Origin of the sequence: Sphingomonas sp. TZW2008 (assembly GCF_002117915.1) — a bacterium.
GTDB lineage: Bacteria > Pseudomonadota > Alphaproteobacteria > Sphingomonadales > Sphingomonadaceae > Sphingomonas.
Genome location: NZ_BDJB01000004.1, coordinates 19,344 through 45,625 on the forward strand (window position 1 = coordinate 19,344; position 26,282 = coordinate 45,625).

21 protein-coding genes are annotated in these 26,282 nt (G+C 64.7%); 8 read left to right on the forward strand and 13 right to left on the reverse strand.

What is annotated here, in order from left to right; all coding sequences use genetic code 11:
- Nucleotides 1-17 precede the first annotated feature (17 nt).
- On the forward strand, nucleotides 18-1,157 hold the full coding sequence (locus B7L05_RS04890) for a HAMP domain-containing sensor histidine kinase (RefSeq protein WP_085809132.1): 1,140 nt from the start codon (nucleotides 18-20) through the stop codon (nucleotides 1,155-1,157).
- An 82-nt stretch (nucleotides 1,158-1,239) separates the two neighbouring features.
- Nucleotides 1,240-1,611 (forward strand): response regulator, encoded by a 372-nt coding sequence (locus tag B7L05_RS04895; RefSeq protein ID WP_218775988.1) that lies wholly within the window; start codon nucleotides 1,240-1,242, stop codon nucleotides 1,609-1,611.
- A gap of 602 nt (nucleotides 1,612-2,213) precedes the next feature.
- Here B7L05_RS04895 and B7L05_RS17570 read toward each other — a convergent pair.
- Entirely contained in the window at nucleotides 2,214-5,057 is a 2,844-nt protein-coding gene (locus B7L05_RS17570) for a PAS domain-containing protein (RefSeq protein WP_085809134.1), read from the reverse strand.
- A gap of 1 nt (nucleotide 5,058) precedes the next feature.
- Nucleotides 5,059-6,567 carry an ATPase domain-containing protein gene (locus B7L05_RS04905; protein WP_085809136.1) on the reverse strand — a complete coding sequence of 503 codons (1,509 nt, stop codon included), beginning with the start codon at nucleotides 6,565-6,567 and terminating at the stop codon, nucleotides 5,059-5,061.
- A 396-nt stretch (nucleotides 6,568-6,963) separates the two neighbouring features.
- Here B7L05_RS04905 and B7L05_RS04910 point away from each other — a divergent pair, with 396 nt between their 5' ends.
- Both B7L05_RS04910 and B7L05_RS16865 read left to right on the forward strand, forming a co-directional pair.
- Nucleotides 6,964-7,638, forward strand: coding sequence for a recombinase family protein (locus B7L05_RS04910; protein ID WP_085809138.1), 675 nt, complete (start codon nucleotides 6,964-6,966; stop codon nucleotides 7,636-7,638).
- An 11-nt stretch (nucleotides 7,639-7,649) separates the two neighbouring features.
- Nucleotides 7,650-7,862 (forward strand): hypothetical protein, encoded by a 213-nt coding sequence (locus B7L05_RS16865; RefSeq protein ID WP_144037139.1) that lies wholly within the window; start codon nucleotides 7,650-7,652, stop codon nucleotides 7,860-7,862.
- A 254-nt stretch (nucleotides 7,863-8,116) separates the two neighbouring features.
- Here the strand turns inward: B7L05_RS16865 and B7L05_RS04915 are convergent, their stop codons facing one another.
- From B7L05_RS04915 to nhaA, 6 genes are all read right to left on the reverse strand, one after another.
- Entirely contained in the window at nucleotides 8,117-8,698 is a 582-nt protein-coding gene (locus B7L05_RS04915; protein ID WP_256926612.1) for a DUF305 domain-containing protein, read from the reverse strand.
- Nucleotides 8,699-8,735: 37 nt separating this feature from the next.
- Complete coding sequence (locus B7L05_RS04920; protein WP_144037140.1) at nucleotides 8,736-9,851, reverse strand: hypothetical protein; 1,116 nt, start codon at nucleotides 9,849-9,851, stop codon at nucleotides 8,736-8,738.
- A gap of 89 nt (nucleotides 9,852-9,940) precedes the next feature.
- A complete protein-coding gene (locus B7L05_RS04925; RefSeq protein WP_085809141.1) occupies nucleotides 9,941-11,347 on the reverse strand; it encodes a DUF2254 domain-containing protein in 1,407 nt (468 codons plus the stop codon).
- Entirely contained in the window at nucleotides 11,344-12,615 is a 1,272-nt protein-coding gene (locus B7L05_RS04930) for a sodium:proton antiporter (protein WP_085809142.1), read from the reverse strand. Before B7L05_RS04930 ends, B7L05_RS04925 begins: the two co-directional genes overlap by 4 nt.
- A complete protein-coding gene (locus B7L05_RS04935) occupies nucleotides 12,612-14,174 on the reverse strand; it encodes a DUF389 domain-containing protein (RefSeq protein WP_085809143.1) in 1,563 nt (520 codons plus the stop codon). The genes B7L05_RS04930 and B7L05_RS04935 overlap by 4 nt, the downstream gene beginning before the upstream one ends.
- A gap of 33 nt (nucleotides 14,175-14,207) precedes the next feature.
- Entirely contained in the window at nucleotides 14,208-15,491 is a 1,284-nt protein-coding gene (nhaA, locus tag B7L05_RS04940) for a Na+/H+ antiporter NhaA (RefSeq protein WP_085809144.1), read from the reverse strand.
- A 124-nt stretch (nucleotides 15,492-15,615) separates the two neighbouring features.
- Between nhaA and B7L05_RS04945 the strand changes: the two genes are divergently transcribed.
- Complete coding sequence (locus tag B7L05_RS04945; RefSeq protein ID WP_085809145.1) at nucleotides 15,616-16,644, forward strand: TrkA family potassium uptake protein; 1,029 nt, start codon at nucleotides 15,616-15,618, stop codon at nucleotides 16,642-16,644.
- A 5-nt stretch (nucleotides 16,645-16,649) separates the two neighbouring features.
- On the opposite strand, the gene B7L05_RS04950 is transcribed toward B7L05_RS04945, so the two are convergent.
- The 3 genes from B7L05_RS04950 to B7L05_RS04960 all read right to left on the reverse strand — a co-directional run bounded on the left by B7L05_RS04950 (nucleotide 16,650) and on the right by B7L05_RS04960 (nucleotide 20,832).
- A complete protein-coding gene (locus tag B7L05_RS04950; RefSeq protein WP_179187127.1) occupies nucleotides 16,650-18,575 on the reverse strand; it encodes a glycoside hydrolase family 97 protein in 1,926 nt (641 codons plus the stop codon).
- A 15-nt stretch (nucleotides 18,576-18,590) separates the two neighbouring features.
- On the reverse strand, nucleotides 18,591-20,387 hold the full coding sequence (locus B7L05_RS04955) for an SLC13 family permease (RefSeq protein WP_085809147.1): 1,797 nt from the start codon (nucleotides 20,385-20,387) through the stop codon (nucleotides 18,591-18,593).
- A 64-nt stretch (nucleotides 20,388-20,451) separates the two neighbouring features.
- A complete protein-coding gene (locus B7L05_RS04960) occupies nucleotides 20,452-20,832 on the reverse strand; it encodes a YidH family protein (protein WP_085809148.1) in 381 nt (126 codons plus the stop codon).
- Between the two features lie 139 nt (nucleotides 20,833-20,971).
- Between B7L05_RS04960 and B7L05_RS04965 the strand changes: the two genes are divergently transcribed.
- From B7L05_RS04965 to B7L05_RS04975, 3 genes are all read left to right on the forward strand, one after another.
- Nucleotides 20,972-21,820, forward strand: coding sequence for a mechanosensitive ion channel family protein (locus tag B7L05_RS04965; protein ID WP_375601244.1), 849 nt, complete (start codon nucleotides 20,972-20,974; stop codon nucleotides 21,818-21,820).
- A gap of 148 nt (nucleotides 21,821-21,968) precedes the next feature.
- Nucleotides 21,969-23,291 (forward strand): L,D-transpeptidase family protein, encoded by a 1,323-nt coding sequence (locus B7L05_RS04970; protein ID WP_256926614.1) that lies wholly within the window; start codon nucleotides 21,969-21,971, stop codon nucleotides 23,289-23,291.
- A gap of 30 nt (nucleotides 23,292-23,321) precedes the next feature.
- On the forward strand, nucleotides 23,322-23,873 hold the full coding sequence (locus tag B7L05_RS04975) for a DUF421 domain-containing protein (RefSeq protein ID WP_256926615.1): 552 nt from the start codon (nucleotides 23,322-23,324) through the stop codon (nucleotides 23,871-23,873).
- A gap of 406 nt (nucleotides 23,874-24,279) precedes the next feature.
- Here the strand turns inward: B7L05_RS04975 and B7L05_RS04980 are convergent, their stop codons facing one another.
- Nucleotides 24,280-24,663, reverse strand: coding sequence for a response regulator (locus B7L05_RS04980; protein ID WP_256926616.1), 384 nt, complete (start codon nucleotides 24,661-24,663; stop codon nucleotides 24,280-24,282).
- 43 nt (nucleotides 24,664-24,706) lie between these two features.
- A complete protein-coding gene (locus tag B7L05_RS04985; protein WP_085809152.1) occupies nucleotides 24,707-26,281 on the reverse strand; it encodes an HWE histidine kinase domain-containing protein in 1,575 nt (524 codons plus the stop codon).
- Nucleotide 26,282 lies beyond the last annotated feature (1 nt).

Here is a 26,282-nt window from a genome sequence, read left to right on the forward strand (position 1 = left end):
CCGGGCACCGACTGGCGATGAACGGCTCAAACGCCATCGCCGACCCCGGAGACTGGTTCGACGGCGCACCCTGTGGTCTCCTGCGGACAGACGTGGAGGGCTGCATTGTCGAGGCTAATGCGATCTTCGCCCTCTGGACCGGCTACAACCGGGAGGTTCTCGTCGGGCAATCACTACCGGACATCCTGCCGATCAGCGGCAAGATCTTCTACGAGACTCATTTCGTGCCGATGTTGCGGCTCCAGGCGCACTTCGACGAGGTGGCGCTCGACTTCGTGCGGGCCGACGGAACGCGCATGCCAGCGCTGGTAAACGCGGTGGAGCTGCGCGACCGCGACGGACGGCCGCAGGAGGTCAGACTGGCGATCTTCCGGTCGACCGACCGGCGGCGCTACGAGCGCGACCTGCTCGATGCCCGCGCCCGGGCGGAAGAAAGTGCCAGAGCCGAGCGTGCGACCTCCAAGTTGCGCGAGGAGTTCATCGCCGTGCTGGGACACGACCTGCGCAACCCGCTCGCCTCGATCGCGAGTGGGATGCGGCTGCTTGCAAAGGAGCCGTTGAGCGACCGCGGACGGCGGGTCACTAACCTGATCGATGGGAGCATCCTGCGCGCGGGTGGGCTGATTGACAACGTGCTCGACTTTGCGCGCGGTCGCTTAGGTGGTGGCATAGTGTTGTCGAGGGATGCCGATGCTCCGCTTGAGCCGGTGCTGAGGCAGGTGGTGGACGAACTGCGCGCGATCTCACCAGATCGCGAAATTACAGCAAATTTTGCGTTCAACCGTTCGGTGGACTGTGACCGTCAGAGGCTAGGCCAGCTGCTCTCAAATCTGCTCGGTAACGCGCTTTCCCATGGTTCCAAGGACATGCCCGTGCGCATTGAAGCCTCGATCGCGGACGATGTCCTCACGATATCTGTCACGAACGGGGGCGCCGCGATCCCGCCGGAGACCATGGCGCACCTGTTCGAGCCTTTCGTGCGGGGGCGCGTGCGTTCCGATCGGGATGGACTGGGGTTGGGGCTGCACATCGCCGCGGAGATCGCCAAAGCGCACGCCGGGAAGTTGGAGGTCACCTCAGACGAGACGCGGACGTGCTTCTCTTTCACGATGCCGCTTAATCGCTCTGTCAACGCGGGGGTCCCGCATTCTGAGTGACGGGCGGTAACCTATTGTCACATCGAGCGTTCTCTCCATCCCAGTATGTTCCGTGGACATGGTGGGATGGAGTCTCCTCGCCATGATGATCGATCACTGTCCGACCGTTCTGATCGTTGAAGACGAGCCGCTCGTGCGAATGCATGGCTGCGATCTGCTCGAGAGTGCCGGCTTTGACGTGATTGAGGCACAGACGGCCGATGAGGCGCTCGATCTTTTGGAACGCCACGGCCACGTGCGTCTGCTGTTCTCCGACGTTGACATGCCGGGCAGCATGGACGGCCTGGAACTTGCGCGACGTGTCCACCTGCGCTGGCCAAAGATTGGTCTTCTGATGACCTCGGGCCACCATCGACTCACTCCCGAGATGATCCCGGACCACGGCCGTTTCATTGCGAAGCCGTGGAGGGAAAACAACGTTCTTGCCGAGATGCGCGCGATCCTCGCGTCGTAGCGGTCAAGATCGCCGCGAGCTTTTGATGTCGGCAACGGGGCAAACATCTTAGATGGTATCCGATTGGTCCGGTTTACAGGCGGACTGATGTCACTCGCAAGCAGGTCGAAACGGCTGCTTTTCACCGGTTGAGCGTCACAACTGCTTCCGCGAGCTCAGCGGTTCCGAACAGCTAGTCTTCGACGCGGGCACGATCCCCGCACGCGATTCGTCAGCTATTGATCATTCTTGCCGTGGCGTCATCGCCACCGACATGGAGAGTATCAGAAGTCACGCATTGTTGCGGGCTGCCGACACAAGTGGGAGCGGGTTTCACAGTCGTGTCGCAAGATCGCAAGATCGCGAAAGATTTTTGATCAGCGCGCAGGTCGCAAGTGCAACAGCTTGCACCATGAAACTGGTCCAGCCGTATTCCTCCTGCAAGTAGCGCCCTGCGACTAAAATCGGAAGTCGCTTGCTCTTTATGTCAGCTCTGACGCATCGTCCATCTTACCTAAAAGGATTGACGTCTGTTTATGCAAATTTGATCTACTACGATAGCTAAATCCACCTATGGTACAAGGCGTTATAGCTCATGATAGTGTCGCGTTGATGCGAGTAGGCTAGTCCAGCAAGCTCAGTAGTGTTGCCGCCAGCTCGTCCTTCCGGAACGGCTTGGTCAGGCGGGGGCGATCGGCATCCACGCCCTCGATATCCGCGTAACCGGATACCAGCAGGACGGGAAGACTGGGGCGAGCCTGCTGCACGTGGCGGGCAAGCTCGGTACCTGTCATGCCCGGCATCAGGTGGTCGGTGACGACGACGGCGATGGCCTGCTCCTGTTCGAGCAGTTGCATTGCTTCTTCGCCCGATCCCACTTCGATCACGGCGAAGCCGAGGTCAGAGAGCATGTCCGCGGTGCTCATGCGCACCAGCTCCTCGTCGTCGACCAGGAGCGCTACGCCGCGATCGGCTGCACCGTCATCCCGGCGGTGAGCCGAGGCGAGGTGTTCCGCCCTGTCGGCGCTGACCGGCAGCCACAGCTCGACATTGGTGCCGACGCCCGGCCGGCTCTGGATGGTCATGGCTCCGCCAAGCTGGGAAGCCAGGCCGTGTACCGACGACAGGCCGAGCCCGGTTCCCTTGCCGATGCCCTTGGTCGAGAAGAACGGTTCGATCGCGCGGGCGAGCGTCGCTTCGTCCATGCCGGTTCCGGTATCCGCGACGGAAAGCCGCACATAGGTTCCGCTCGGAAGCTCAGAACGATGGCCGGCGCCGACCGGTTCGGTGCTGGTCGAGATGCGCAGGGTGCCGCCGTCCGGCATCGCATCCCGCGCATTTACCGACAGGTTCAGCAGCGCCATCTCCAGCTGGTTCGGGTCCGCATGGGCTGGCGACAGGTTCTCGGCCACATCGACGCTCACCTTGATCTGCGGCCCAGTCGTGCTCTCGATCAGGTCCCCCATGCCAACGACCAGTGCCGCCACATCGACCGGGACGGCCTGGAGCGGTTGGCGCCGTGCGAACGACAGCAGTCGCTGGACCAGCGTCCGCGCGCGCTCGGCCGATTGTGCCGCGCCGGCGATGAGGCGCTGCTCGCGCTCGCCGCCGAGTCCCTTGCGCTGGAGCATGTCGAGAGAGCCGACGATCGGGGTCAAAAGATTGTTGAAATCATGAGCAACCCCGCCGGTGAGCTGGCCCATCGCCTCCATTTTCTGGCTCTGGCGCAGCGCCTCCTGCGCGCGGGCGAGTTCGGCTTCCCGCGCCTTGGCATGGCTGAGATCGCGGCCGATTGCGATGAAGTTCACGCCGTCGGGCTCGGGCGCCACGGTCCACTCGATGGGCTTCCACCCGCCGTCGCGCGTGCTGATCCGGTTCTCGAAGCGGGTGGGCTGCCCCGTCCTCTGCATGGTCTCGATCGCCGCGAGGGTCGGCGGAGCATCTTCGGGATGCATGAAGGTAGCATAGCCGTTCGAGAGCAACTCGCTCTCGAACCAGCCGAGGACCAGCTTCCAGGCGGGGCTGACAGCCGACATCATGCCCCGGTAATCAGCCCGAGCCAGCATGTCCTGCGAGAGGTTCCACAACCGATCGCGCTCCGCCGCACGCGCCTCGACCTGCATTTCCAGTGTCTCGTTGAGCTCGCGCAAACGCGCCTCGCTCTCGCGCAGCGCGTGCTCGCCGCGAGCCCGCTCGACGGCGCCTCGTGTGCGCTCGGCGAATTCGCGGATGAGCGCGAGATCGGCGTCGCTCCAGTTCCGCACCCTGCCATCGTTGACGAAGAACACCGCCTCCAGCCGACCGCGCTCCAGCAAGGGCGCGTTGACGAACGAGCGTGCGGCCTTGCGTTCCAGCGCCTCGGCTGCGCCGGAGGTGCGGCTGTCGAGGCGCGCATCGGCGATCACCGTGAACTCGCCGCGTTTCAGGCTGTCGATGAACGAGCCATACTCTCGCAGCGGTGTCGCCCCGGCGAGGCTCTCAACCCCAGATGCCGTCCAATCGCGATCAACGTGGAGCCTGTCGGAATCTGCGTCGATTGCGCCATAACCTACACGCGTGACGCCGAGCGTTTTGCCGAGAACACAGGCAGCGGCATAGGCGATGTCGGACGGCTCCTGCAGGTCAGCCAAGGCATCGGTAAGGTCGCCCAGCGCCAAGCGGCGAACCTCCGTCGTCCTCCGTTCGGTAATCTCTAATACAGTGCCGGTTACGCGTAGGCAGCGGCCTGTCTGATCGAACACGCCCCGACCCTTGGCGGCGACCCAGCGTTCGACGCCGTCCTCCTTGCCGATCGTGCGATATTCGACGTCGTACAGGGCACGCAAACTCGGGTCAGCCGCCGCCGCGTAGGCAATGCTCGTAGCCTCCCGGTCGTCGGGATGGAGGCCATTGTAGAAATCGTCCATCGTCACCGGCACGTCCGGAGAGATGCCGAACATCGCCTTGGTCCGCGCGGGCCAGATCAGCCGGTCGTTGACGACGTCGACGTCCCAGAAGCCGACCTCTGCATTCTCGACCGCCAGCCTCAGGCGTTCCTCACTGTCTCTCAGCTGCGCGGTGGTGTCGCGCACCTGATACTGCCGCGCCCGGGCCTTGAGCGAGGAGCGGATCGCGCCGAGCATTGCCTCGGCATGGAGCGGGCGCTCCAGCAGCACGACGTTGCCGAGTTCCGAAAGGCGATCCGTGGCGGAGATGGTCCGCGGGGTGCGTGAACCGTTGGCCAGTACGACGAACGGGATGTCGGACCAGGCGGGCTGCGCTGCGACCCACGTCACCAAGCTCGACAGGGGCGCCGCCGCCAGCGCTTCTTCGGTGATGAGGACCGCACCCGCGCCTTGATCGAGCAGCTCGACAAGCTGCAGCTCATCCGAGCAGATCCGCGCGTTGATATCGTGCCGCTTCAGGAGCTCGGCTGCAATGGCGGCGTCCCGCCCGCGCGGGGCAAGGATCAGAACTCGGTCATGCATGCTAGGTGCGCGGATCTTCCGGATCGATCTGACTAGCCATCAGTGTCTCCTGCGTGCCGGAGAACGTAGGCGCGCCTGTCAGAACGCCTTGGAAACGGTTGAGCGGCTCACCCAATCGCAGCCCGTTGCGGTCGATCTGGAACTCCCGAATCGTGCGTTCGTGCCGCGCCGTGCGTGTCTTTATGACTGAAATCGCCTGCCGTACTTCGCCCAACGCCTCGAAATAGCGCAATTGGACGACCGTATCCGCCAGGTAGCTGAGATCCACATCTGATCGGATGTCCCCGGCGATACCATGGAGGCCAAGGATGAGGAGGCTGACAACGCCCTTTTGGCCGAGATAGCTCAGCAGCTCATGCATCTGCAGAACAAGGAACTGCTCGTTGGGCATCGCCTGCAAGTAGGCATTGAGACTGTCGATCGCGACCATGGTCGCCCCGCCGTCGACCGCCTTCTGAATGCGGCTTGCGAACTCGCCCGGGGACATTTCGGCCGGATCGATGGCTCGTAGCTCGAGTAGGCCACTGTCGATGTGCGGCTGCAGATCCAGGCCGAGGGCGGCGCTGCGGGCGAGCAGCGTCGCCGCGCGCTCATCGAAAAGAAAGTAGGACGCTTTTTCGCCGCGCCTGAGTGCCGCGTCTATGCATTGGATGGAGGCCGTCGTTTTCCCTACTCCAGCAGGACCAGCCAGCAGCGTGGCGGTTCCAGGCACAAGACCTCCACCCAGCAGGGCATCCAGTTCCGACGAGCCGGTCGAGACAGGTTGGCCGCCTTTCTCGGAAGGGTGATCCGCGGCGACCAGGCGCGGGTACACGCACAATCCACCGCGCTCGATCTCGAAATCGTGATATCCACCCCTGAACTGCCGCTGGCGCATCTTCACGATGTGCAAGCGACGTCGTTGACCGCCGAAGCTCGCCAGCGTCTGGTCGAGCGAAATGACGCCATGGGCGATGCTATGCAGTTGAAGATCGCTTCCGGTCGCGCCCCGATCGTCAAGCACGAGCACCGTGCAGGCCCGCGTCGCGAAAAAGTGCTTCAGCGCCAGGATCTGGCGGCGGTAGCGGATCGGGCTCTGCGACAGCAGCCGCAGCTCGGACAGGCTGTCGAGGACGAGGCGGGTGGGGCGGACATCGTCGACCTTCGTCATAATGTCGCGGACCGTCTCGCCCAGTTCGACCTCGCTCGGGTGCAGCAGCGTCTGCTCATGGTCCTCGGCAAACCCATCCGGGGGTACCATCTCGAACAAGTCGAGACCCTCCAACGACCAGCCATGCGCTTCGCCGACCGCGCGAAGTTCGACCTCGGTTTCGGCCAGAGTGATGTACAAGGCTGTTTGGCCAAGAGTCGCGCCCTCGAGCAGGAACCGCAGGGCCAATGTTGTCTTGCCCGTGCCTGGCGTGCCTTCGACCAGGTACATGCGCTCCGGCGTGAGGCCGCCGCCGAGGATCTGGTCCAGGCCAGCGGTGCCGGTGGAGGCCAGTCTGGGTTGTTGATCGTTCGGCGACACGCTCGCTCCTTACCTTCAGGGCTGCCACCGCGCGGCAGGCTCAGCCGGGCGAGATGTAAGGCTTAGCTGATAAAGGGACTGACCGCGAAAAGCGACTGTTCATGCTCACTCGAGGCGCGTACCGGTCGGTCGCGCCGCAGGATCGCAGACCTGCGTCAAGGCCAATGAGAAGCTAATCCTCGGCTCGACCGTCCGAACGACGCCCAGTCGCTTGATGTTCGTAGTTCGATTTGCGAGGGGCAGTGAGCCAGGAGAGCTGCCTATCGATCCTTTCTCCAGCCTCGACATAGATGGCCAACTTGTATTGGCCCGATGAGCTAGGCTCCTATAAGTCGGCAGTTCAGAGCTTGAGCTATATGATTTGGTTCGGCTCACAAGAATATGTCCGGATTGGCCATGAAGAACGACAGCACGCTTCTAACGGTCCGCGCGGCGCGAGTGTACCTGCGAGTCAGCACCGAAGAGCAGGATCTGACCGGGCAGGAGGCGATTGTCGCAGGTGCCCGATCAGCGGGCTATTACGTGGCGGCAGTGTACCGCGAAAAAGCTTCCGGCGCGCGGCCCGACCGGCCGGAGCTGCTTCGCATGGTTGCCGATCTCCAGCCCGGGGAAGTGATGGTCGCCGAAAAGATCGACCGAATCAGCCGGCTCCCGCTCGCCGAGGCGGAGGTGCTGGTGGCGACGATCCGGCCAAAGGGTGCGCGCCTCGCGGTGCCGGGCATCGTCGATCTTACCGATCTGGTCGCCGACAGCGCCGGCGTCGCCCGCATCGTTTTGGAAGCCGTGCAGGACATGCTGCTGCGCGTAGCGCTTCAGACCGCACGCGACGATTATGAGACTCGACGAGAGCGCCAGCGCGAGGGCATTGAGATCGCCAAGCGGGCAGGGCGGTATGCCGGGCGCAAGCCCGACCTAGCTCATCACCGTCGGATCATTGGCATGCGCCAAGCAGGCATGAGCATCGCCAAGACAGCGGAGCTGGCGGGGTGCAGCGTTGCGCAAGTCAAACGCGTAACCGCGATGCACCGGGCAAAGGCGGCCACGATCGGCCAGACCTCAACTGACCCGTAAGCAGCCTCTCTATGGCGGTATCCACGCGATTGGCATGGCGACTGAAAGTAGGTCGGGGATCACCCCTTCGCACCACCTGCACGATTGAACAATTCAGCATCCCCTCGGGGCTGCCGCTCACAATCGCCATGTCGAACAACGGCGGCGCGGCGGTGCTGGCAAATGGTTTAATCTTCATTGCGGCACAAACGTCTCATTCGCGCACCGGACCTTCGCGCAAGTGAAACGCCGTGAACTAGGAAGCTATCGATTGGGGAATAAGCGACGCCGATAGTCTGTGAGGCGCAGCGGCGCGAACTTCTGGTAGCCTACGCGGGCGGGCACAACTTTTTTGAAATGCCGGTCAGCGACCAGGAGATCGCCAACGCGCTCCCTCTGGGCTGATCCGCCCGTGAGGGTCCGCCTAACAGCACTGCCCCGATTGGGCGGCGAGCACACCTCTATAATCCAGCCGGCCTGCGCTAATGGGACTCTGATCCTAACGGATCGGCGCCAGCGCATTTATACCGGTATCGGCATCCGTTTCGGGAGGCGGCGGCGCTGTCCCGAGATGGCGATAGGAAGGAAGGTCCGGTGCGTCGCCGGGCACCGGCTGCGCTTCCAGCCTCGCGATCATGCGCTTCATCTCGGCGATCTCGCGGACCTGGGCGTCGATAATGCCATCGGCAAGCCGTCGTACTTGGGGATCGCGGATGTGAGCGCGTTCGCTGGTCATGATTGCGATGGAATGATGGGGGATCATCGCCTTCATGTACGCGACATCTCCAACCGTCTCCTGGCTGCGCACCAGCCACAGCGCCCCTGCGAACACCACTGCAGCGCCGGCGACAATCCCTATGTTGGCGCGTCGGTTCGGATACATGCCCCACATGAAGCCAATCATGATCACGGCCATAACCGCGCCCATGACGATGGCCATCCACGTCCGTGTCTGGCTGTATTCGACGTCGCTGATCGCGTAGGTGTTGAGGTACATGAGGCCGAACATCACAACCGTGGAGGTCGCGATCATCGCGGCGAACCGCAAATAGCTCATGCCGCGCATCTGCTTGTCGTCCATGGTTCCCCTCACCGTCGGAGGATTGCACTTCAACGCTCTAACCTTCTGCCGGCGCGCCGACGAACACCGCCACCAGACAGATTAGCCCGATCACCACAAAGCCGACGCGCTGCGCGTTGGTGGCGCTGCGGTCTCGTACCGATACCATCAGCGCCAGCACGCACTGCAGCGCATAGAACAGAGCGAAGGCGCGTGACGACAGCGCAACGACCTCGAAGGGGTCGGTCAGCCAGACGATGAGGACCGCCAGCGCCCCCGCCAGCGTGAAAGCGAGTGGCACGCTGATCCGACGTCGCGATACCTCATTGACGAGCCCACCAGAGCCGATCGAGTCCGCCACGGCCGCGCTCAGCTGACTGGACACCGCGCCGGCGAGCACGAAGAGGCCGAGTGCCGGTGCGATCAGCTCCATGATGTCGAGAATGCCGGCGACGCCTTCGGTTGCCGCGGCCCGCGACAGGAATGGGGTGAGCAGCGCGATGAACGCGAGATAGATCGCCGAGGCGATCCACTGTGCGTGCCGCATGGTGCGGATCCGCAGGGCGGCCGGATAGTCGTGGCCGAGGTAGCGTGAGGTCTCGAAGCCCTGCACGGTGATGATGAGGCCGAGCAGCATGGGAATGCTGGCGAAGGACAGGCGCACCGGGGGCAGGGGATCGACGATGCCGCTGCGGGCCCATGCTATCGCCAGCGCCACGAGCAGGCCGGCGATGATCCCGATCTTGATCGACACGGTGCCGTGCGCGAGATGTTCGACCCGGCGCAAGCTACCACCGAACGCCAGCAGCGTCATCAGCCCGATGATGACGGTCACGATCACGTTCGCCGCGATCGACCGCCAGGCGGGATCGATCGCGACCGGCTTCAGCGAGAACTCCGCCAGGAGCTTCAGGTAATAAGCGACGGACACGGCATAAGCGAGGGCGAGCACCCCCTGGGTGATGCGGGCGACCCAGGCGATACTGTCGTGGAAGGGCGCGCTGGCGAGGTGGTCTTCGACATGGATGATGTTGAAGCGGATCACCCAGCCGGCCGCGTAAGCGATGCCCAGCAGCGCGGTCATGGCGAGGATCGCAGCGCTCCCGAACTCGCGCGCCAGCAGCGGACCGCAGATCAGGAAGCCCGAGCCGATGATGGAGGCGAGCGGCGTCACCGTCGCCCGCCAGCTATCGCTGCGCGCGAACCGGCCAAAGGTGAGCGCCAGCGTGACGGCAAGCGCCACTACGAGCGCGATGGCGACAATCATGCACTTCCCCCCAACCAAGCCTGTCCATCGCGCAGCTTTCGCTTGTGATCCGGCTCGGCCAGCGCGCGCAGCAGCGCATCGGCCCGCGCCAGCACGGTCTGGCGACTGGCGCCCTCCAGCGTGCGGTCGGCGAGATCGCGGAACGCTTCGGCCTGGGCGCGAAGCACTTCTAGCCTGGCCGGCGCATCGCACTGGAGCGCGACGTCGCCCAACGCTGCGATGAAGCGCTTGCCCGCCAGCGCGTCGGCGCTGGCATATTGGGCCAGCGCGCCGAACCCCCGATCGACGAAGCCGGCGAAGGAGACCGGATGCGCGATCACGCGCAGCGCGCCGTCTTCGTCCGCGCGAAGCCGGGACGGCAGCTCGCGGCGGGCAAGATCGGCTAGAGCGGCACCCAGCCAGTCGAGGCAGGAGTTGGCGGTGAACGGATCGTTGACACCCGGCGACAGCGCACGCGCGGCAATTTCGACCAGTTCGTCGATAAGGAAGCGCAGGTCCTGAAGCGCGGTGCGGCGTGCGCCAATCGCGAAGGCGCCGCACAGTTTAGTCTCCGCGTTATCATCGAGCGCATCGGTCGGCACGGCTTCCAGCAACACGCTGCCGCGGTGCACGAAGTCGCCCGCCTGATATTGCAAGCGCAGGACCGCTTCGCGATCCTGCGCCACCTCCATGATCGCGTCCGTGTCGATCAGCTGGACGTAGCCAGTGCTCTTGGCTCGCACCCCGACGCGCTTGGCGGCTTCGCCGGCCGTGGCGTTTTCACGGAACGGTGGGGGGACCCGGTCGTCGTCCGATTGCTTTTCGAGCGGCTCGCCGACGCCGACCGGGAAGCGGTGGTCGATCTCCGTCAGCAGGCGGTCGCCGATCCGCTCGATAACGCTGTTGATATGGATGCGGCTGGGCACGTGGTGGATAAAGTAGATCAGCACCGCGATGGAGCAGAGCACCAGCAGCACGCCGACCAGCACCGCGAGCTGGGGCACGAAGCCCGGCTCTCCAGGTGTCTCGCCCGGGGAGCGGATCGTGCGCACCACGACGAGCGAGTAGAGGAACGTCGCAATGAAGGTGCCGAGCGTCACCTGATTGCCACGATCGGACATGAAGTTGCTGAGCAGGCGCGGTCCGTACTGGCCGGAGGCATAGACCACGGCCGCGATGGTGACGGAGAAGGTCGTGCCCGCCACCCCGATCATCGACCCGCCGATCGAGGACAAGAGGCTGCGAGCTCCATCGGGCCGGGCCGCATAGAGCCAAGGCAGGCGGTCCATCCAGCCTGTCGCGTGGTGGCTGTCGAGCCAGATCATCGCCGCGGCGAGTAGCAGCGCCGCTAGCGCCATGATCGTGGGAACGAACCAGTAGCTCTCGCTCAGCGTGTTGGCGAAGCGGGTGAGCCGGGCTCTCACGTCCGCGCCTCTCGCGCGGTCAGGTGCTCCAGCACGCGCTTGATAGTGCCGCCCTGGCCAATCACTGAGAACAGCACCACCACATAGGTGGCGGCGAGGATGACGCTGCGCGCCGGCCCATCCGGCAGGCCGAGCGCGAGTGCGATCGAGATTCCGCCGCGCAGGCCGCCCCAGATCAGCGTCACCGGTGCAATAAGCCCGTAACGATGCGTCGGCCGGATCGCGCGCAAGGGGAGCACGACCGACACCGCGCGGCAGGCAAGCGCCAGCGGAATGGCGGCCAGGCCAAGCACGAGCAGGCGCAGGTCGCCCGGAATTGTGACCACCTCCAGCCCGATCAGCAGGAACAGCACGGTATTCAAGATATCGTCGATCAGGTCCCAAAATTTGTGGAGATAATCACGGGTGGTCTCACTCATCGCGTGCGCGACGCCAGCATTCCCGATGATGAGACCCGCCACGGCCATAGCCACCGGTCCGCTGGCATGGAGCGGGCGGGCGACTGCATATCCGCCCATCACCACGGCCAGGCTGATCAGCACCTCGACCTTGTACTCGTCGACTGAGCGCATCGCGCGAAACGCGATCCATCCGATCGCGAGCCCAAGCGCGACGCCGCCCCCGGCTTCAACCGCGAACAGCTCGGCCGCATGCGCGATCGAGAAGGGTTTGCCCGACATAGCGGAGGAGAGCAGGATGGTGAAGATCACCACCCCGACGCCGTCGTTGAACAGGCTCTCACCGGCGACCGTCGCTTCCAGCGCAGGCGAGACGTTGGCGCGCTTGAGGACACCCATGACTGACACGGGATCAGTCGGGCTGATGAGCGCGCCGAAGACGAAGCACCAGATCGCGGGCAGCTCGAAGCCGATTAGGCGCGAGAGAAACATAAATCCGCTGCCGACCAGCACCGTCGAGAGCGCCACCCCAATCGTGCTGAGGACCAGGATTGGCCAGCGACCGCGGGCCATCTCCTGCCAATCGACGTGCAGCGCGCCGGCGAAGAGCAGGAACGACAGCATGCCCTCCATCAGGTTGGTATGGAAATCGATGCCTGCGATGAAGCCGACTATATCATGGCCAAGCCCGGCGCCTGGGAAGAGGCCGTCCAGCCCGACGACGATCAGCGAGGCGATCGCGCCCATGATGGTGAGGCCGATTGAGGAGGGCAGCTTAACGAAGCGGTAGTTGAGATAGCCGAGCGCAGCGGCCAGAACGATCAGGATCGCCGCGGCATCGAACGGGGTGAGTGCGAACCCCCCGATCATGGCGCGGGTACCGACACGCCGGTCAGCAACGAGAACCGCTGCCCGGCAGGAGGCGCCGCGACCGCGGCCAGGTTTTTCGCCTTCAGCACGGCGGCGATCGCCAGCGCACGGCGTTGCGAAAGATTGGGCCGGTCAGGCGGGGTTCCGGACGGAAGGCCGGGGACGCCGAGCGCCGCCATGTTCCAGCGGCGGGCAGCCCAGGCAGATGTCAGCACCGCAGCTTGTGCAGCAGCGTCAAGCGTGTCGACATTGTCTGCGAAAGCGATCTCCGGCAGAGGCATTTGGGGCGGCACGATCACGACCGACCAGCCCTCGGTCTCCGCCGCAGCGCGCGCCTCGAGCGTGCGATAGGTGGCGACGGTCGCGCCCGGCAGGGCGGCGGCTGCAGCCGTCGCGCGTCGATGGTCGCGGTCAATCGTCACGTCATCGGCCGAAACGCCGGTCACGAGCGCGATCATCTTGCTCAACGCCGTCATGCGTTGCGCCTCTTGCCCAGCCATGTCGCCGGCCTGCCGCAGCTCCTCGCGTTGCGCCTCCAGCGCGCCTGCGCCCGCTTCAAGCAGGATCTGATCGAGGTTGAGCCGGATCGGACGGCCGAGCTTCTCCTGCAGCGCAGCCTGAAGTGCAGGCGTCTTCTGCATCGAGCCGCGCGGGGTGATCACCACGGCGCGGACGAGCAGCGGGGCAGCGGCGAAGTCGAGGTCGAGCTGGGTGACGCGAGCATTGTCACCGAAGCGTTCGTTGAGCAGCGCGCGTGTCTGTGAAACGGCCAGAGCCTCACGACCGATGCGATTGAGCGAGATACCCAGCGGCACGGCCATGGCGACGAACACGAGAATCAGGACCAGTGTCTGCGCCCAACTCTGCCGGCGTGATAAATGATGCCCAAACCCGTAGAAGCGCGCCATCGCCGTCGCCGAGAGCGCAATCGTGATGAAGTTGGTGACGAACAGCGCGAAGGCGCCGGCACCCACCGGCACGTTGCGCGTGGCAACCCCATAGCCGACCACGGCCAGCGGCGGCATGAGCGCGGTCGCAATCGCGACGCCCACGATCGTCTCGCCCCTTCCCCGAATGATGGCGAACGTGCCGGCCAGGGCGGCGAACAGGGCAACCGCGAGGTCGAACAGGTTGGGCCGCGTGCGCGCCACGATCTCGGACGTCGGCGCCTGCAGGGGCGAGACGAGGACGATCAGCGCCGTAAAGGCGACCGCCGCGCCCGCGCCGATCGCCAGCGCCTTCAATGACCGGCGCAGCTCCGCAAAGTCGAACAGCGCCAGGCTGAAGCCGAAGCCAAGGATCGGGCTCATCAACGGCGAGATCAGCATCGCGCCGATGACGACGGCGGGTGAAGATAGAAGCAAGCCAAGTACCGCGATGCCGGCCGACATCATGGTCATGAATGCGAAGCGCGCCGACCAGCCGCTATCCTCCACGATCCGGGCGACCACGGCTTGATGGTCGACCCGGCCCACGACCGATCGGCGCCACCAGCGATACAGCGTCAACTGTGCCAGTCGGGCGGTCAGATCGGACGTGCTCCTGAGTGCTTCAGTCATGGCAACGCCTTATGCGGAACATGGCCTTCATCGTCACGCTTCGACCTGTCTTGAACGCGATGCCGACAAGCGGAGCACGAGATAGCCCGCGCAAGCGGACAGCACAGAGCCGGCAAGGATGCCGACCTTGACCGCCTCGACAAGATCGGGGTCGGCGAAGGCGAGCCCGGCGATAAACAGGCTCATGGTGAAGCCGATGCCGCACAGCAGCGCCATGCCGTAGATCTGCGGCCACGACGCACCGCCCGGCGGCCGCGCGACTCCCAGCCGTGACGCTGCCCATACGGCGCCGAGGACGCCCAGCTGCTTGCCGAGGAACAGGCCGGCCGCTACGCCGAGCGGCAGCGGCGATAGCAGGGCCGCCAGCCCCACGCCGGCAAGCGAGACACCGGCATTCGCGAAGCCGAACACGGGGACGATGAGGTAGGCGACCCATCGCTGGATTGCGTGTTCCAGTCGGTGAAGCGGCGAGTCCCTTGCATCCGGCGTGCCGGGCGAGCGGCGGATCGGGATCAGGCTGGCGGTCAGCACCCCGGCGATCGTGGCGTGGATGCCCGACGACCAGATGGCGATCCAGAGCAGCACGCCGAGCAGCAGGTATGGCCAGAGGCGGACCACGCCGAAGCGGTTGAGGACGAACATGAGTCCGAGGATCAGCGCCGCAGCCAGCAGGGCAGGGCCGCTCACCGAGCTTGTATAGGCAACGGCGATCACAGCGACCGCCCCCATGTCGTCAACGATTGCGACGGTGGTCAGGAACAGTTTGAGCGAGGCAGGCACCCGCCTGCCGAGCAGAGCCATCACTCCGATGGCAAAGGCGATGTCGGTCGCCGACGGGATGGCCCAGCCTCGCGCGAGCCCAGGGGTCGAGCCGGCGATCGCCAGATAGACCAGCGCCGGGACAATCATGCCGCTGAGCGCCGCAGCCATTGGCAGCGCCCGGTCCGCCCAAGTTGCCAGATGCCCGTCGACCAGCTCGCGCTTGATCTCAAGACCAACGAGCAGGAAGAACAGTGCCATCAGCCCATCGTTGATCCAGTGCAGGACAGAGAGCGGTCCGACATGATGTTCGAGTAAGGCGAAGTATGTCGGCGCAAGTGGGCTGTTGGCGATCCCCATCGCCGCCAGAGCCGCGACGATCAGGACGATCCCGCCCGATGCGCCGCTGCGCAGAAAGGCACGCATTGCGGAACGCGGCCGGGCGACTTGGTCCGCGATCTTCTTGGCAACGGCAATGACCGGCGCTGCAGGCGCGGGAATTTCGGACAAACGGGACCTCGGGCGCAGACACTGGTGCTGGCGGCCCGACCAGCACATCAACCTGCCCGATCACCACGCCGGACACCCTGAACGCCCTATCCCATGTTTGGCCAAGACGGGCAAGTCGGCGAAGGGCCACATCGCAGGGACAATCGTGTGACGCTCGTTTAAAGCGGTTGGCATGAAGCGCGCAAAATCCGGAGCACGCACGACGCCGCGGTTCTACCGCCGGAGCGTCCTGCCGCCGTCGGTGACCCTGCTCGCACGGGTGGCGGCTGCGCTGGGGCTGGTCGGCATCGCGCTCGCAGGCCACTGGTTCGATCGCGCTGGACTGCGCGACAATACGGATGGCGTCGTGTCGTTTCTCGACGTGGTCTATTTCACCATGATCACCGTCACGACCGTTGGTTACGGCGACATCGTGCCGGTGACCGACCGCGCGCGCATGTTCGACACCTTCGTGGTAACGCCGGTGCGCGTCTTCGTGTGGCTGATCTTCTTGGGTTCGGCCTACAGCTTTCTTCTTCGAAATACCTGGGAGCGTTGGCGCATGGCGGCCATCCAGCGGCGACTGAACGACCACACGATTATCTGCGGCTTCGGCGCGACCGGGCGGGAAGCGGCGGACGAACTGGTGCGCCGTGGCTGTCCGCCAAGCGAGATCGTGGTGGTCGACCAAGCTGAGGGCGCGCTGGAGGAGGCGGTGGAGCAGCAGCTCGCGACCGTCCACGGCGACGCCACCCACAATGCCGTCCTGACCGCAGCCGGGATCGATCGGGCACGCTCGCTGATCGTCACGCCCGGGCGCGACGATACCGCCGTGCTCATTGCGCTCACCGCGCGGCGGCTCGCGGCGCACGTGCCAGTTGCCGTGGCGATCCAGGCGACGGAAAACGAGGTGCTGGCCAGCGATGCGGGTGCGACGGTGATCGTCAATCCCGTGAGCTTCGGCGGGCAGTTGCTCGCCGGAGCAAGCCGCGGCGCGCACATCGCAGACTATGTCTCCGATCTGGTCACCTCGCATGGCCGTATTGCGCTGCGCGAACGCGCCGCAGCCGCGCAGGATATCGGCCTTCATCTGCGGGAGCTGCGACCCGGACAGGGGCTCCGGCTTTATCGCGACGGGCGTGCGATCGGCTTCTGGGAGGAAGACGCGATCGTTCATGAGGGCGACACCGTCATCGAGGTCCTGCCGCAGGACGGAGCCTGATCGCCTTATTCGGGTTCAAGGACGACCACTGCACCGCCGCCGGCGGCAACCGGCACCTGGAGGCTGGTGCCGGCACGTACAACGCCGCCATGCGCCTTGACGGCCGTAGGCGTGGCGCCGTCGACCAGCGCTCGAAGGCGCCATCGCCCGTTCGTCAGGAAGGCGAGCGGGAGCGACACCATGCGCGGCTGTTCGTCGTTCATCACGCCCACAAACCAGCGTTTGCCGCTGCGCCGCGCAACCGCGATCCAGCGTCCCCAATCGCCTGCCACCCCGTGCGTCTCGTCCCAGGATGCGGGCACGAGCCGCAGGAAGCCTGCGCCGGGCCGCGGCGCGCCGCTGTCGTCCAGATACGCCCGCGGCGCATCCGCCAGCGATTGCAGCGGGCTGGGATAGACCACGAACATGGCGAGCTGCTGCGCCCGCGTCGTCATCACCAGCGGCAGGACCTGGCCCGCCTTGAACTGCGCAGGCGTGACGTTGCGAAAGCCGCCGGGCGTGTAGTCCATCGGCCCAATCGTCGCCCGGCTATAGGCGAGGCGAACATTGGCGCCGGCAGTCACCTTGCGGCTCCACTTGTTGTACTCGGCTCCCATCACGCCTTCCTGGGTCAGCAGGTTGGGATAGGTGCGCTCCAGCCCGCGCGGCACAGGTGCGCCATGAATGTTCACCATCAGCTGGTGCCGCGCGGCGGCGGCGAGCAGCCGGTGGTAATAGGCGATCGCAACCTGGTCCTGTCGATAGACGTAATCGACCTTGATCCCGGCGACCCCCCACGCATGATAGAGCGCGAACACCCGGTCCATATCGGGTCCGATCGCCTCCCAGTTCGTCCACAGCCACAGGCGGACACCGCGCGGCGCTGCGTAGCGGGCCAGCGCCGGGATATCGACACCCGGTCGGAAGCGGGTCACGTCGGCCAACGCCTTGTCGCCGCCCGGCCGCGCCGCCCAACCCCAGTCGATCACAAAATAGGGCAGGCCGAAGCGGCCTGCAAAGTCGACATAGTGGCGGTAGGTCGGGTTGTTGAACCCGGCGTTCGGGACGCCGGCCGCCTTGATGCCCGACCACCAGGCCCAGGCGGCCTTGCCCGGTCTGATCCATGACCCATCGCCGATACGCGAGGGCGATGCGAGCTGTTGCACGAGCTGGTTCTCGATCAGCGTTTCGGGCCGATCGGCGATCATGATAACCCGCCATGGGGTCCTGAGGGTCGGGCCGCCCGCCGGCAGGACCGCGGCGAGGTGGTCACGCGCGGGCAGCGGGGTCAGCCGCAGGTCGACGCCCAGCCCCTTCGACCTGACCAGATACCCGCCCGGATAGTTCTCCACGTCGCTCTCGGTCAGCGCGATGGCTTCGCCGCCCCGCCCGGTCCGGCAGCTCAGCGGCAGGTCGTACAGAATGCCGGGCCGAAGGGCGCTGGCACTCACGGGAGCGTAATCGCCTTCGTGCGAGTTCAGATATTTGGTGTGGCTAACGGCAAGGCATTGATAATCGCGCGGGAAACGCAACGACGTTGTCTCCCCGACCAGCCGGGTATCGCGCGCAGCAGCAGCGCGGGGCTGCTCGATGCGGAAGGCTGCGCCGCTGTTGTAGGCGCGGAGGCGCAGTAGAAGGGCGCGCTTGTCGCCCCCGGTCTCGCGTGCCTGGATGAGCAGTTCGCGATAAGGCTGCGCCGTCTCCGCGGTGGGTCGTTGCGATCGTTCGATCCGCAAGGAGCCGAGCGGCTGGTCTGCTAGGATGAGGCCGACCGGCGAGGGCGCGATCACGTCCGCGCCGTGACGCCTGATCCGCACCGCCAAACTCCCGTTGGCGAAGGTGCCAGCCGAGATCTCGATTTGCCCGTCCGGCGAGCGCGCCGCCAGGGGATCGCTTGGCGCACGCGAACAGCCCGCCGCCAGGGCTGGCGCGATGATCCACCAGGATCCCACCCGTGGGCGCAACCGTCAGTAGAGCCCGTATTTGAAGACGAGTAGGGCCGACAGCGTGACGATCATGAGCAGCACCAGCGGGATGCCGGTGCGGGTGTAATCGCCGAACTTGTAGTCGCCGGCCGTCATGATGAGCATGTTCGTCTGATAGGCCACGGGCGTCGCATAGCAGAGGTTGCAGCCGAACAGCACGGCGAGCACCAGCGGCTCAACCGGGATGGACAGCTTCTGCGCCAGGCTGAAGGCGATGGGGGTGCCGACCGCCGCGGCAGTCGTGTTCGAGGCGAAGTTGGTGAGAATAGTGACGAACACCATTACCGCGGCCAGCGCGCCGCCTGGGGGCAGATGATGCAGCCCCAGCGCGATCAGCTGGCCGAGCCACTCGGCCGCGCCGCTCTCCAGAATGACCCGGCCGATGGCGATGCTGGCCGCGACCAGGACGATGACCTTGGCCGACAGCGCCCGCCCGACCTTGTCGAAGCGAACGCAACCAGTCACGAACATGAGGATGGCGCCCGCGAGCGCCGAAATCGCGATTGGCAGGAGTCCGACGCTGGCAAGCCCGACGGAGCCGCCCATGATCGCAAGCGCAAGGGAAGCCTTGGCGGTGCGCGGCACCTCCTTCGCGCCATCCAACATCAGCAGGCTCTCAGCACGCGCGAGTGCCGCGATGTCGGCCATCGTGCCGGTGACGAGGAGGATGTCGCCTTCTTCGAGGGGTGCCTCGAGCAACGTCTCATTCCGCCACTCCCACGCCGTTCTGGCATGATGAACACCAAGGACCGCGACGTCGTGCGTCTCGGCGAGGCCGGAGGTTTCAATCCGCTTGCCGACCAGGGTGGAGTCGGCGCCGATGGACATCTCCACCACCGCGAGGTCCTCACGACGATCGCGTGACGCCGCGTGCACTCGGTCGAGCAGGGCTGCCGGTGCGGTCGTGGCGCCGAGCGCCCGCATTGCGTCCTCCAGCACCTCGTGCGGCGCTATGACGGCAATCCGATCGTCGACAACCGCCGGTTTCTCCGGAGCGCCGACAAGTTCGACCTGCGGCACCACGCGCGCAAGGAACGCGGCCGGCACCTGACCGATCGCGGGCGAGCGGGATCCGAGCCGGAGCGACGCATAGAAGCGGCGCGGCGCATGGCCGGTCGCTACCGAATTGTCGGGCAGCAGTCGAGGCATCACCAGCCAGATGAAGGGCAGTGCCACAAGCGCCGCGATGATGACGAGTGGGGTGAAGTAGAACACGCCCATAGGCCGCATCCCCAGGTCGGTCGCGATAGACACCACCAGCAGGTTGGTCGATGTGCCGATCGTGGTCGACATGCCCCCGATCAGCACCGCACTGTTGATGGGGATCAGCGTTCGCGAGGCCGGCATTCCGCCGCGCGAAGCCAGCGCCACCATGATTGGCAACAGCAGCACGAGCACGGGCGTGTCATTGACCATCATGCTCATCACCATGGCTAGCACCAGGGTGGTCAGGAAACCGACGCCGCGGTTGAAGCGCCATAATCTGGTCAGGAGGCGTGCGGCCGGGTCGAGCGCGCCGGTCGCTACCAAGCCGCGCCCCATAACCATCAGCGCGCAGATTGTAATGAGAGCGTAATGGCCAAAACCCTCGAAGGCTAGCTTAAGCCCGTCCGTCGGTCGCTCGCCCGGCAAGGGAAACCAGTACAGGCCCAGCGCGATGACGCTGATCGTCAGCAGGGAGATGATCTCGACCTTCAGCCGCCCCGAAGCGAAGCCATAGAACATCGCCACCGTGACCAGCATGGCGGCAATTGCGTGGGCGGAGGGAGCGTCGATCATCGTGCTCGGCCTCTATTAGGGTCAGCAACGAGGCTCCACGCCTTCCGGAGCGGCCGGCAGTGGATCACGTCAGCAGCCATATAGCGACGATGAGGCCCGTCGCCGCGACCGAGATTGCGACGGCCATGACCCTGAAGTTGATCGGCGAGACGCCGGCTATGTGATGCGCCGTCAGCCGCTCGTGCAGGCCACGCGCCCGACGCTCTGCGGCGATCACCAGGAAAATGCCGAGCAGGATGAACACGGTGGCGATCGCTTTCGCTACCCAGGTCGGCTCGACGGGTTTGAACAGCGCGCTGAAGCCCAGGCCGATGCCGATGCAGGCCGTCGCCGTCCGCGCCCAGCCGCTGAACGTCCGCTCGTTCGCCAGCAGAGTGCGGTCCTCCGCGAGGTCGGTGCGGTCCTCCGCCAGATCAGTACGCGCAGTCTTCTCGTCGCTCGGCATGCCTCATCATGGGAGAAGACAAGCCTCCCGGCAAACCTCTTGTCACGAAGGCGAGGCCGCGGTCTTTGCATGACAAGGCTGCGGTAGGTTACAGTGAATTATGGATATTGTTGCCATTCTCCTCCGCCGCATACGCGATATGGGAACCGAGTTCGTGCGGATCCTGCCCCAGCTCGGCATCGCGCTGTTGGTGCTGGTCGCGACCTTCTTCGTTGCAAAATCTGCGCGGCGGATCGCCGAGCGCCTGCTCTCGCACACCGATCTTCGCGGAACCCTGGTCAATCTGGTCGAGACGCTGGTGGGAGTGGCAATCTGGGTGCTGGGGCTGCTGATCGCGATGTCAATCGTGCTGCCCGGCGTCACGCCGGCCAACATCCTCGCGGTGCTGGGTCTGGGCTCCGTGGCGGTCGGCTTCGCGTTCAAGGACATTTTCGAGAACTTCCTCGCTGGCGTCCTCATCATGCTGCGCAAGCAGATGCGCATGGGTGACTTCATCCGCTGCCAGGACGTCGAGGGCCGGATTGAGATGATCAGCCTTCGCGACACGCACCTGCGTCACCTCAGCAACGAGCTCGTAGTCGTGCCCAACGCCTACCTATTCAAGAACCCCGTGGAGGTCGTCACACAGAGCCAGCAGCGGCGTCACACGGTGGAGGTCGGCGTCGCCTATGACGTCGACCTCGACGCCGCCCGCACGGTTATCCATGACGCGGTCGCCGCGGTCGGCCCCGTGCAGGACGATCGGCCGGTCGAAGTCTATGCCAAGGAGTTCGGCGACAGCTCGATAAACTTCCTCGTCCGATGGTGGGCGGGTTCAAAGCCAGTCGACGCGCACCAGTCGCGCGACGAGGTGGTGCGCGCGATCAAGCGCGCGTTGGATGATGCCGGCATGGAGATTCCGTTTCCCTACCGTACGCTCACCTTCAAGGAACCGTTGCCGCTCACGCGAGCAAAGCCGAAAGGCCAAGCCGACGGCGCAGGCGGGTGACCTCCCGAGAGGACTGATCAGCGTCCCCGATCGTTGATATTGCATGACGAAACTTGGACTTTTCACCTCTTCCGCCTTCTTGCTTCTTGCCTCCCTTTCAGTCGCTTCCGCTGCATCGCCGATCAGCAGTCCACCCGCTATAGCGGACGTGGAAAGCCTCTGGTCGCCGCAGAACCGCGACACGTTCCGGGACGCTCTTGCCGCCCGCGCCCGACACGGTCTTGATCACCTGCAGCTGCCGGTTCCGGACGGTTCTCCCGCAAGCCTCAACAAGGCGGCGCTCGCCTATGCCGACGCACTGGCACGTGGTGTGGTCGATCCCACCTCGCTGCACGCGATCTACACCGACCCGCGACCTACAGACAGGCAGCTCGCTGACGAGCTTCACCGCGCACTTCAGGAAAACCGTCTTGCGCCCTGGCTGTACGGCCTGGCACCACAGGATGCGGCCTATCGCGCGCTGAGTGACGCCTACATGGCTGCCAACGATCGGCGCGGGATAGATCGATCAGAGGTGTTGGCAAGTGCCGAACCGCTCCGCATCGGGGATGAGAGCGCGGCCGTGGCAACGATTGCGGCGCAGTTGCATGCAGACGGCTATCTCGATCAGCCTTACTTGGGATCGACCTACAGTCCAGCGCTTGCGGACGCCGTCACCCGGCTGCAGCGGGATTACGGCATTGCGGCCGATGGGATCGTCGGCCCCGACACGCTGGCGGTGCTGAACCTCGAGCCCGGGGACCGCGCGCGGGCCCTGGCCCTCGCGCTGGAGCGCCGACGCTGGCTGTCCCGCAATCCGCCGCCGACCCGCATCGACGTCAACACCGCGGCGGCCACGTTGCATTACTATCGCGACGGCGCACTTGTCGACGAACGCAAGGTGATCGTCGGGAAGCCGGGAAAGGAAACGCCCGCGCTGTCGTCGCCCATCTACCGGGTGGTCGCCAATCCGACATGGACGGTCCCCAAATCGATCCAGAACGGCGAACTCGCGGGGGTCGACCGGCGCTATCTGCGCGCGCACAACATGGTACGCCGGGGCGGCTGGATCGTGCAGCGTTCGGGACCCGGCAATGCGCTCGGACTGGTGAAGTTCGACATGCACAACCGGCGCGCCATCTACCTCCACGACACGTCGTCCCGTCATCTGTTCGAACGGAGCCAGCGCCATCTCAGCCACGGGTGCGTCCGGGTCGCCGACGCGCTTGGATTCGCCGAGATGCTCGCAGAGCAGGAGGGCGTGGCAAGCGAGTGGCAGCGCGCCCTCGATACGGGGCGACAGCGGTTCGTCGCCCTGCCACGAGACATCTCAGTGCGCATGCTCTACCACAACGTCTTCGTGGCAGCCGATGGCCAGGTCGCTTATCGGACTGACCCGTACGGCTGGAACGCGCCCATAGCGGCAGCCCTTGGCTTCTCCGGAAAAGGGGCGTCCGTAGCAAAGCCGGAAGCAATCGATGTCGGTCCATGATGCTTCTGCGAAGAGGACGGGGGGTACATGATGAGCGAGCAGATGTTCTTCGCTGGAGCTTCGGGAGTGTGGCGAACGCTGCTGGTGGGGCTGTGTGCGTACGTTTTGCTCATCTTTGTCCTGAGGACGACGGGCAAGCGAACGCTGTCGAAAATGAATGCGTTCGACCTGATTGTCACCGTCGCGTTGGGATCAACCCTCGCAACGGTAATCCTGTCCAAGGACGTCGCGCTTGCCGAAGGTGTAACCGCTTTCGTGATGCTGGCAGTCGCGCAACTTGCCGTGACATGGCTGTCGGTGAGGTCGAGTCGCTTTCGCGGCTGGGTGAAGGCCGAACCCACGACACTGGTCCGAAACGGGATGATGCTTTCGGAGCCTATGAAGAGCGAGAGAGTTACTCCGGACGAGATTGACGCGGCCGTTCGGGGTGCCGGCTTCGATGGTTTAGACGCCATCGCTTTGGTGGTTTTGGAAACGGACGGAAGCATGAGCGTCGTTTCGCGGGCGAACGCCTCTGCGTCCGATCGCACCCAAAGCACGAATGGCACAAACGAGCGGCCGATTCGATGCAGGATAGGCTAACGTTACCCTGAACAGCTGATCATATTGTTCGGAATCATAGAAGCAGCAAGTCCCGTTAAGTTCTCGCCTTCAATGTTCCTGTAGCTGGTAAATCGGCTCATCGCTTATTTGAGTATGAGCTAGTTTACCCGCCAAGCCGGGTAGGGCAGGGTGGCTGCCGTCGAACGATGTCGGTCGGTCAGCAGATCGCCGCGGCAACTCGAAACCGGCCTGTCCCAGGAAACAGCAGTGCCATTTCTCCATGCCGAACAAACCGTTTTAAGAAAAACGCAAATAAACAGTATCCTGGGAAAGCGGCTTTGCCGGGTACCTTAAGATCACGGATGCGGCCGCGGCTACCCCCGTTCAACCTTCACCTTTCAAAGCGTAGGCCGGCGCAGATCTATTCGTAACAACGGGTTGGATGTCAGGTCGATCGATCAGAGCCTTTGTGATCCGGGGTGGCTGCCATACGGCGCATGGCGGCGATCACGTCACCATGATGGATGGGCTTGGAGTAGAACTCCGCGGGGACCGGCAGGTCGAGGTCGGCCTTGGCAAAGGTGGCGGCGGTTAGGATGATCTCGATCGGCGGCCATCGATTGCGAATTGCAGCGGCGATCTCGATCCCTTTCACGCCCCGTGGCATGTCGAGATCGATATATACGATCCGGAGGTCCGTGCGGGTCTCAAGGATCCTGATCGCCTCATCGACGCTGGTTGCCTCGACGGGAATGAAACCGGCCCGTTCGACCATATCGGCGACCTCGATGCGGAGCACCGGCTGATCCTCGATGATGAGAACAGGCAAAGGCCCGATCGGTTGTGACTGACCCATAACGTGGCTGATCGACTTAACCCTGGATGATCTGGTGAAGCGGCGCGCTCATATCTGCTGTCAGCCCCTCGGTATCATAGTGAAGCTTAACGCCTCCCGACCCGGTAAGACCCATGCGGATGATGCGTGATCCGAAACCACGGTGGGATGGTTCAACCGCCGGTGGACCACCGCGTTCCGCCCAACGCGTGTCGAGGATCTCGACGTCTTCGCTGTGAGATATCGTCCAGCTCAGCGTGACGCGGCCATCGGGCACGCTCAACGCACCGTGCTTGGCGGCGTTGGTCGACAGCTCATGTAGCAGCAGCGACAGCGACATGGCGGTGCGCGAGCCGATCCTGACCTCCGGTCCCGAGATAGTGATGCGGGCAGTGTCGAAGGACGTCAGTGCCGCCTCGGCGATCTGTCGGAACCCTGCCGCGGACCAGGATCGTGCCAGCAGCACGTCGTGCGCCGATGCCAGCGCCTTCGTCCGGTTGCCGAACTCGGTGGCCGCGGCATCGCTGGCGGTGCGCGCCAGCGTCGCATTGGCGATCGCCTGCACCACGCTGAGCGTATTCTTGACCCGGTGCGCCAGCTCGCCGTTGAGCAGCGCCTCCTGCGCCCGTGCCCGGCGCTGTTCGATCGCGACATGGACGCGGTAGGCGACGTCGCGGACGAACTGCACTTCGTCACTGGTCCAATCACGGGCTGCGACGGTGCAGACGTAGAGCATCGCCACGCAGGCGCCTTGCTGCATCATGGGAATATTGACGAAAGCGCGCGCACCGCGCGCTTCCAGCGCAGCGGCTTGGTCGCGCGTACAGGCATCGGAGCGACAGTCGCGAACGACAACCGTCTCTCCGGCTTTCAGATTATCGATGAACGAACCAAAGTCGCGAAGGCGTAGCGTTCCGCTCAGGCTAAGGGCAGGTTCCGCTGTCCAATCGCGCTCGACCGTGATCGTTTCGGCCACGGGGTCGATGTCGCCATAACCGACGAGCTCGACGCCCAGCGTCTCCCCAAGCACGGCACTCGCCAACGGGCCCAGATCATCGGTTGGTTCCTCGTCCAGCAATCGGTCACTTAGGCGGATCAGGGCTGCCTGCCGCCGTTCGCGCAGCACACGGTCGGTGACCTCTGTGAAGATGATCGTGAAATGATCGTCTCCGGCGTGCTGCATCACGCCGTCATACCAGCGGCCGAGCGTCCCGACCTGGCGCGTGAAGCGGACGGGCTCGCCGGTTTCCACTGCGGTCACGGGTTCGAAAACCCAGGCGTCCTCGATGCCAGGAAAGACCTCCCGGATCGTCCGCCCGACCGCGCAACCCCGCTCGATACCGACAAGGTCGTACCAGGCGTTGTTGACCTCATCATATCGCCAGTCGACGACCCGGCCTGCCTCGTCGCGGACAAGCTCGCCGAGAATGAAGCCCTCGCGCAGCGTCTCGAAGATGGTGCGCCACTTCGCCTCGTCGCGGGCGACGGCATCCTCGGTTCGGCGACGCTCGGTCGTGTCGGCGATGAGCATCGCGACACGACCATCGGCGACGGGAAAGAGGTGCGCGTCGTACCAGCGCCCGAGCGGCTTCGCCTCGCCTTCGAACCGCACC

Bases quoted from the DNA above. Each gene is read 5' to 3' on its own strand.
- B7L05_RS04890 (WP_085809132.1), top strand. From the start codon at position 18: ATGAACGGCTCAAACGCCATCGCCGACCCCGGAGACTGGTTCGACGGC.
- B7L05_RS04895 (WP_218775988.1), top strand. From the start codon at position 1,240: ATGATGATCGATCACTGTCCGACCGTTCTGATCGTTGAAGACGAGCCG.
- B7L05_RS17570 (WP_085809134.1), bottom strand. From the start codon at position 5,057: ATGCATGACCGAGTTCTGATCCTTGCCCCGCGCGGGCGGGACGCCGCC.
- B7L05_RS04910 (WP_085809138.1), top strand. From the start codon at position 6,964: ATGAAGAACGACAGCACGCTTCTAACGGTCCGCGCGGCGCGAGTGTAC.
- B7L05_RS16865 (WP_144037139.1), top strand. From the start codon at position 7,650: ATGGCGGTATCCACGCGATTGGCATGGCGACTGAAAGTAGGTCGGGGA.
- B7L05_RS04915 (WP_256926612.1), bottom strand. From the start codon at position 8,698: ATGGACGACAAGCAGATGCGCGGCATGAGCTATTTGCGGTTCGCCGCG.
- B7L05_RS04930 (WP_085809142.1), bottom strand. From the start codon at position 12,615: ATGATCGGGGGGTTCGCACTCACCCCGTTCGATGCCGCGGCGATCCTG.
- B7L05_RS04935 (WP_085809143.1), bottom strand. From the start codon at position 14,174: ATGACTGAAGCACTCAGGAGCACGTCCGATCTGACCGCCCGACTGGCA.
- nhaA (WP_085809144.1), bottom strand. From the start codon at position 15,491: ATGTGCTGGTCGGGCCGCCAGCACCAGTGTCTGCGCCCGAGGTCCCGT.
- B7L05_RS04945 (WP_085809145.1), top strand. From the start codon at position 15,616: ATGAAGCGCGCAAAATCCGGAGCACGCACGACGCCGCGGTTCTACCGC.
- B7L05_RS04955 (WP_085809147.1), bottom strand. From the start codon at position 20,387: ATGATCGACGCTCCCTCCGCCCACGCAATTGCCGCCATGCTGGTCACG.
- B7L05_RS04960 (WP_085809148.1), bottom strand. From the start codon at position 20,832: ATGCCGAGCGACGAGAAGACTGCGCGTACTGATCTGGCGGAGGACCGC.
- B7L05_RS04965 (WP_375601244.1), top strand. From the start codon at position 20,972: ATGGGAACCGAGTTCGTGCGGATCCTGCCCCAGCTCGGCATCGCGCTG.
- B7L05_RS04975 (WP_256926615.1), top strand. From the start codon at position 23,322: ATGAGCGAGCAGATGTTCTTCGCTGGAGCTTCGGGAGTGTGGCGAACG.